A 6,291-nucleotide genomic window follows, 5' to 3' on the forward strand; every position below is an offset into this window, starting at 1 on the left:
ACGCAGCGCAGATCCGCGCTTGCCCGTTAAGGAACAGTCCCATGCGGCACCACGGTATCCATCACGTCACGGCCATTGCCGGCCCGGCCCGTCGCAATCTCGATTTCTACACCCGCGTGCTCGGCCTCCGCCTCGTCAAGAAGACCGTCAACTTCGACGACCCGGGCACCTATCATCTGTACTTCGGCGACAGCCTCGGGCAGCCGGGCTCGATCCTCACGTTCTTCCCGTGGGAGCATGTCGCGCCGGGACGCAGCGGGATCGGGTCGACCCAGGAGACCTCGTTCCGGGTGCCCGAGTCGTCCTTGGGCTTCTGGGCGCATCGCTTCATCGAGCAGGGCGTCGAGCATGGCACCGTGGAGAAGCGCTTCGGCCAGAGCGTGCTCACCTTCAAGGATCCGCACGGCACGAGCCTCGCGCTCGTCGGCGCCCCGAATGCGGAGAGCGAGCCCGCCTGGACGGTCGACGGCATCCCGGCTGAGCATGCGGTCCGCGGCCTCGACGGCGTCACGCTCCTCGTGGAGGCCGGCGAGCGCACCGGCGCGATCCTGACCGACGTGTTCGGCTTCCGCGAGACGGCCCGCGACGGCTCCCTGGTGCGCTACAAGACCGACGCCCTCATGGGCGGCACGGTCGACATCCGCAGCGCCGGCGGCTTCCTGCCGGGCCGGTCGGGGGGCGGCTCCGTCCACCACGTGGCCTTCCGGGCCCGGGACGATGCCGAGGAGGCCGAGATGGTGAGGAAGCTCGCCGAGAATCACGGCCTGGAGACGACGGAGCAGAAGGACCGCAACTACTTCCGGTCCGTCTATTTCCGGGAGCCCGGCGGGATCCTGTTCGAGATCGCCACCGACGAGCCCGGCTTCGCCGTCGACGAGCCTCAGGACAGCCTGGGCGCCACCTTGAAGCTCCCGGCCTTCCTCGAGCCGCGTCGCAGCGAGATCGAGTCCCGCCTGCCTGAACTGGCCTGAAGGGCGCCGTCCTTCCTCATGGCCGGGCCTGTCCCGGCCATGACGATCCTGTCAGGCGCACGTCTCCAATCGACGACCTCACCCCTGCCCGTCCCCGCCAGGGCGGGACAACGCACCACGCGTTTGATGGAATGAAACCATGACCGAACTGTCGTTCATCCACCGCTACGAACCCGCCACGGACCCGAACCGTCCGCCGCTGCTCCTGCTCCACGGCACGGGCGGCGACGAAAACGACCTCCTGGGCCTCGGCCGCACGATCTCGCCCGGATCCGCTCTGCTCTCCCCGCGCGGCAAGATCCTGGAGAACGGAATGCCGCGCTTCTTCCGCCGTCTCGCGGAGGGCGTGTTCGACGAGGAGGACGTGAAGTTCCGCGCGAACGAGCTCGCCGACTTCGTCGCCGAGGCCCGCCGGGCCTACGGCCTCGAGGCGCCCGTGGCGGTGGGCTTCTCCAATGGGGCCAACATCGCGGCCGCCATGCTGATGCTGCGCCCCGAGGCGCTCTCCGGCGCCGCATTGCTGCGATCCATGGCGCCCCTGTCCGAGATGCCCCCGACGGATCTGACCGGCAAGCGCGTGCTGATGACCTCGGGCGCTATGGACCCGATCATCCCGGCGGACAATGCGAAGCGGCTTGCCGCGACGCTGGCGGGAGCCGGCGCGGACGTTCAGCATCAGGTGCTGCCCACGGGCCACAACCTGTCGCAGACCGACCTGCAGCTGCTGGTGAGATGGTTCGCCGACGCGGGCCGTTGAGGCCTTCGCTCCATGCGGCCCGCAACCTGACGCCCGGTTGGACCGTCTCCATTCTCGCCCCATCCTCGTCATCACCGGCCTTGCGCCGGTGATCCCGATCATGGAAAGCGCCGGAGCACCACCGCATCGGGACGGCCGGGACGAGCCCGGCCATGACCCGGGAGGCAGGTGCCCGACCAACCTCCCGAGGGTGAGGTCGTCGCCTGCTATCCGTCCGGCGTGAGAACACCCGTCTCGAAGAACCGCTCCATGGCCTCTTCGGCCGGCGCGATGTGGATACCCCTGCCCTGGAGCCAGGCGTCGTCGAAATGCGTGCTGCGGTAGCGCTCGCCGGAATCGCAGAGCAGCGTCACGACCGAGCCCCGCTCGCCCTTGCGCACCATCTCGCCGATCACCTGCGCGACCGCCCACAGGTTGGTCCCGGTCGAGCCGCCGCAGGAGCGCCCGATGCGCCGCGACAGAACCCGTGCGGCGGCAATGCTGGCGGAATCCGGCACGGAGAAGGCGCGGTCGATGAGCTCCGGCACGAAGGACGGCTCGCACCGGGGACGGCCGATGCCCTCGATCACCGAGGGCGGCTCCGACACGCTGCACACGGCCCGGTCCGCGAGGTGGCGATGGAACACGGAAGCCTCCGGGTCCGCGAGGCAGAGCTTCGTCGGCAGGCGGCGGTAGCGGATGTAGCGGCCGAGCGTCGCCGATGTGCCGCCCGTCCCCGCCCCCACGACGATCCAGCTCGGGATCGGGTGGTCTTCGTGCGACATCTGGCTGAAGATGGATTCGGCGATGTTGTTGTTGCCGCGCCAGTCCGTCGCCCGCTCGGCATAGGTAAATTGGTCCATGTAGTGGCCGCCGAGCTCGTCGGCGAGGCGCGCGCTTTCCGCGTACATCTCGGCCGGACTGTCCACGAAATGGCTTTCCCCGCCGTAGAAGGCGATCTGCGCGATCTTCTCGACCGAGGTCGATCGCGGCATCACGGCGATGAAGCGCAGGCCCAGCATCCGGGCGAAATAGGCTTCCGAAACGGCCGTCGACCCGCTCGACGCCTCGACGATGGTGGTCGTCGGTCCGATCCAGCCGTTGCACAGCCCATACAGGAACAGCGACCGGGCCAGCCGGTGCTTCAGGCTCCCCGAAGGATGGGTCGACTCATCCTTGACGTAGAGCTCCACGCCCGGAACGGCCGGCAGAGGCACCCGCAGGAGGTGCGTGTCGGACGAGCGGTTGAAATCCGCCTCGATGATCTGGATGGCGGTGGAGACCCAGGTGCGGTCGCATGCGGTCTTCAGGAACATGTCTCGATGGGCCTCGCCGAAAGTGCCCGGGCGGGATCCGGCCGGGTCAGGTCGAGGAGATGCATTATCCGACCTTGGAAGCCAAACGCAATGGTCTCCAGGACCCGTCTACGGGTGCGCCGCGGCCGTAACCGCAGGGCGTGAAGCAGCGCCTGCCGGCGTCGCCATGGCGACGAGGCCGTCGGCGAGGAGCTGCGCCATGCAGTCATAGCCGCGGTCGCCCATATGGAAGCCGTCGGCGGACAACATGGAGGCGAGAAGATCGGGCGCCTGTTCGCTCCAAGTCTTCATCAGCCTGTAGCGCGAGAAGACGGGCACCTGCTCGGCCGAGGCCGTCGCGCCAACGAGGCTAACGAAGCGCTCATACTGCCCGAGATCCTCGATCGCAGGGTAATATTGCTGGTCGACGAGAAGCACCGCGATGCCCAGGGCCTGTGCGGCGTCGATCCCCCGCTTCAGGAGAGCGGAGAATTGGCCCTCATCGCCCCCGTTGACCGCATCGTTGGTCCCGACCTGCCAGATGACGAGATCGGGCGCACCCGACCCGAGAGACGCTTCAAGGCGTCCGACCGTCTCGGAAATCGTCTCTCCCGCCCTCCCGGCATTCTCCACATGAACAGCGTGCTTCCACAACCGGCCGAGATTCGACTCGAGCTGAGCCGGATATGAGAATGCCGGCGTGGACGCCCCGATTCCCTGCGTGGAGGAGGACCCGATGGCGAGAATTCGGACAGCCTCATGGCGCCGAAGCCTCGCGCCGATGCGGGCCACGTCCACCGGAGCGGAGACGACCGGCCCGTGAGCCTGACACCCGGGATTCCCGGCCAGGGTAGGACCGCCCCAGCCGGCGAGGAAAAAGAACGCTACCGCGGCGGCCGTCCGGACGAGGCCGGGACGAGGCCGATTTCTCCGGTCCGCTCCTGCCCGGAAGCGGGCGAGCCCTTCTTTTTCCATTCGAGATATCGTGCCAGCAGGAGGAGTCCGAGGATGCCGAACACGGTGAATACCATACCGACGATGGGCGGACTAGCGGACGACTTCACGGCCGCGAGCGTCATCGTGACCTCCCCGAAGGCGCTCAGGATGGACCCGACGGCGAAGACCGGCAGGGCGTTGCGTCCGAGACGGCTCAACTCGGTGCCGAAGACAGTTCCTTGCAACGCCTCACCGAGGCGAAGCTGCGTCACCACATAGGCCAGGGCGAGGAAGTGGATCAGACGGCCCAGACCAAGATCACTCTTGATGATGTCGATATTGACGATGGCGCTCCAGAGCAGGTTCGGCGCCAATCCGAACGCATTCGTCATGGTAACCAGGGAGGCGACCAGGATCGCGATCGAGGCCAGAAATGCCGGACGCCAGTAGGGCACTCGCTTTTCCGACAGCAAGGCTCCCGTGAAAATCCCCAAGGTGAAAAGGAGCTGCCAGGCGAAGGGATTGAAGAACCACCTCCCCGGCTCGGGCCAGCTCGGCAGTGCGAGGACGTCGGCCCGCGCCAGCGCGTAGAGGCTGAGGGACACGACAGCGGCCAAGACGACGTGAATGCGCATCAGGACCATGGCCACCGGCGCCCAGAGCATGAGGGCGATGTAGAGCGGAAGGATGTTGAAGTAGCCGAGCTGGTGGCCGAGCAGGAGAACCCCCGTGACGCCGCGTGCCGTGTCGTCGAACACTGCGCCGCGGCCATGGGCCTCGAGCAAGCCGACATCGTCGCTGAGCACATAGCCGACGGAGAACAGCGCGATGGCGATCCCGGTCATGACGAGGTGCGTGCGATAGAGTTCGAACGAGCGTCGGACGCACCGCCGGGCCATGCCGAGAATCCCGCTCTGCGGCAGTTTCGGATAATACACGAGGGCAACGGACAGGCCGGAAATGAAGACGAAGGCTTCCGCCGCGTCGGAGAAACCGTAATTGCGCGGGGTCAGGTGCTCGAGAACATTGCCCGGAACGTGATTCACGAAGATGATGACGAGGACGAGCCCACGCCAGAAATCGATCACGGTATTGCGGCCTCTCGAGGCGTGCATTCCCAACCCTCGCGGTTCTTCGGATGACGTCAGAATGCCGGAAGACGGCAACGGGGTCCGACGATCGTCATCAACTCTTCGAGACGGATTCGGCCCTTGAGTCCGTATCCCAATTCAAGCTTGGCGAGGCAAGCGTGACAGAGCAGCGCGCGTGGCCTCGCGCATCGTGCGGAAACGTGGACCCGGTTTTTCGCACGGAACGATGCGCGATTGTAAGGGATGAGCATCGGAACGGATCCCAAAAGTGGGTCCACTTTTGGGTCCGATGCTCTAGGCCGCGCTGCGGGCATGTGTCATGGGGGATGGAGATCGCCCGTCGTCTTGTGAGGGTCGTCGTGGCCCTCACCTGCCGTCACAACGGAATATTGTCGTGCTTCTTCCAGGGGCGCTCGCTCTCCTTGTGGCGGAGCATCGCCAGCGCCCGGGCGATCCGACGGCGCGTGGAATGGGGCATGATCACCTCGTCGATGTAGCCCCGTTCGGCCGCCACGAAGGGCGACATGAAGCGGTCCTCGTATTCCTTGGTGCGGGCCGCGATCTTGTCTTGGTCGCCGAGATCCTGGCGGAAGATGATCTCCACCGCTCCCTTGGCGCCCATCACGGCGATCTGCGCGGTCGGCCAGGCGTAGTTGATGTCGCCGCCGATATGCTTCGAGGCCATCACGTCATAGGCGCCGCCGAAGGCTTTTCGCGTGATCACGGTGACGAGCGGCACGGTCGCCTCGGAATAGGCGAAGAGCAGCTTGGCGCCGTGCTTGATGAGGCCGCCATATTCCTGCGCGGTGCCCGGCAGGAAGCCCGGCACGTCCTCGAAGGTCACGATCGGGATGTTGAAGGCGTCGCAGAAGCGCACGAAGCGCGCGGCCTTGCGCGAGGCATCGGAGTCGAGCACGCCCGCCAGCACCATCGGCTGGTTGGCCACGAAGCCCACGGTGCGCCCTTCCACGCGGCCGAAGCCCGTGATCATGTTCCGGGCAAAGGATTCCTGGATCTCGAAGAAGTCGCCCTCGTCCACGACCTTCAGGATCAGTTCCTTCATGTCGTATGGCTTGTTCGGGTTGTCCGGGATCAGGGTGTCGAGGCTGTCGTCGGTGCGGTTGGGATCATCGAAGCTCGGGATCTCCGGCACGCCGTCCTGGTTGCTGGCGGGCAGGAAATCGATGAGGCGGCGCACCTGCAGAAGCGCCTCGACGTCGTTGTCGTAGGCGCCGTCCGCCACCGAGGACTTGGTGGTGTGC

General features: G+C 66.4%; 6 protein-coding genes. 2 read left to right on the forward strand and 4 right to left on the reverse strand.

Annotated elements, in window-relative coordinates; translation table 11 throughout:
* Window positions 1-41 precede the first annotated feature (41 nt).
* Complete coding sequence (locus tag OCW50_RS29015; RefSeq protein WP_262299980.1) at window positions 42-971, forward strand: ring-cleaving dioxygenase; 930 nt, start codon at window positions 42-44, stop codon at window positions 969-971.
* 139 nt (window positions 972-1,110) lie between these two features.
* Window positions 1,111-1,728, forward strand: a complete 618-nt coding sequence (locus OCW50_RS29020) for an alpha/beta hydrolase (protein WP_262299981.1) — start codon at window positions 1,111-1,113, stop codon at window positions 1,726-1,728.
* A 206-nt stretch (window positions 1,729-1,934) separates the two neighbouring features.
* On the opposite strand, the gene OCW50_RS29025 is transcribed toward OCW50_RS29020, so the two are convergent.
* The 4 genes from OCW50_RS29025 to OCW50_RS29040 all read right to left on the reverse strand — a co-directional run.
* Window positions 1,935-3,023 (reverse strand): PLP-dependent cysteine synthase family protein, encoded by a 1,089-nt coding sequence (locus OCW50_RS29025; protein ID WP_262272051.1) that lies wholly within the window; start codon window positions 3,021-3,023, stop codon window positions 1,935-1,937.
* Between the two features lie 108 nt (window positions 3,024-3,131).
* Complete coding sequence (locus OCW50_RS29030) at window positions 3,132-3,977, reverse strand: SGNH/GDSL hydrolase family protein (RefSeq protein ID WP_262299982.1); 846 nt, start codon at window positions 3,975-3,977, stop codon at window positions 3,132-3,134.
* Window positions 3,887-5,053 carry an OpgC family protein gene (locus tag OCW50_RS29035; RefSeq protein WP_262299983.1) on the reverse strand — a complete coding sequence of 389 codons (1,167 nt, stop codon included), beginning with the start codon at window positions 5,051-5,053 and terminating at the stop codon, window positions 3,887-3,889. Before OCW50_RS29035 ends, OCW50_RS29030 begins: the two co-directional genes overlap by 91 nt.
* Before the next feature lie 352 nt (window positions 5,054-5,405).
* Window positions 5,406-6,291 (reverse strand): acyl-CoA carboxylase subunit beta (locus OCW50_RS29040; RefSeq protein WP_315974493.1); only part of this gene is annotated, 886 nt, incomplete at its 5' end.

It is taken from the genome of Microvirga sesbaniae (assembly GCF_025460805.1).
GTDB lineage: Bacteria > Pseudomonadota > Alphaproteobacteria > Rhizobiales > Beijerinckiaceae > Microvirga > Microvirga sesbaniae.

What these genes read in the sequence shown, in the direction of transcription:
- OCW50_RS29025 (WP_262272051.1), bottom strand. Translation starts at nt 3,023, where the DNA reads ATGTTCCTGAAGACCGCATGCGACCGCACCTGGGTCTCCACCGCCATC.
- OCW50_RS29015 (WP_262299980.1), top strand. Translation starts at nt 42, where the DNA reads ATGCGGCACCACGGTATCCATCACGTCACGGCCATTGCCGGCCCGGCC.
- OCW50_RS29030 (WP_262299982.1), bottom strand. Translation starts at nt 3,977, where the DNA reads ATGGAAAAAGAAGGGCTCGCCCGCTTCCGGGCAGGAGCGGACCGGAGA.
- OCW50_RS29020 (WP_262299981.1), top strand. Translation starts at nt 1,111, where the DNA reads ATGACCGAACTGTCGTTCATCCACCGCTACGAACCCGCCACGGACCCG.
- OCW50_RS29035 (WP_262299983.1), bottom strand. Translation starts at nt 5,053, where the DNA reads ATGCACGCCTCGAGAGGCCGCAATACCGTGATCGATTTCTGGCGTGGG.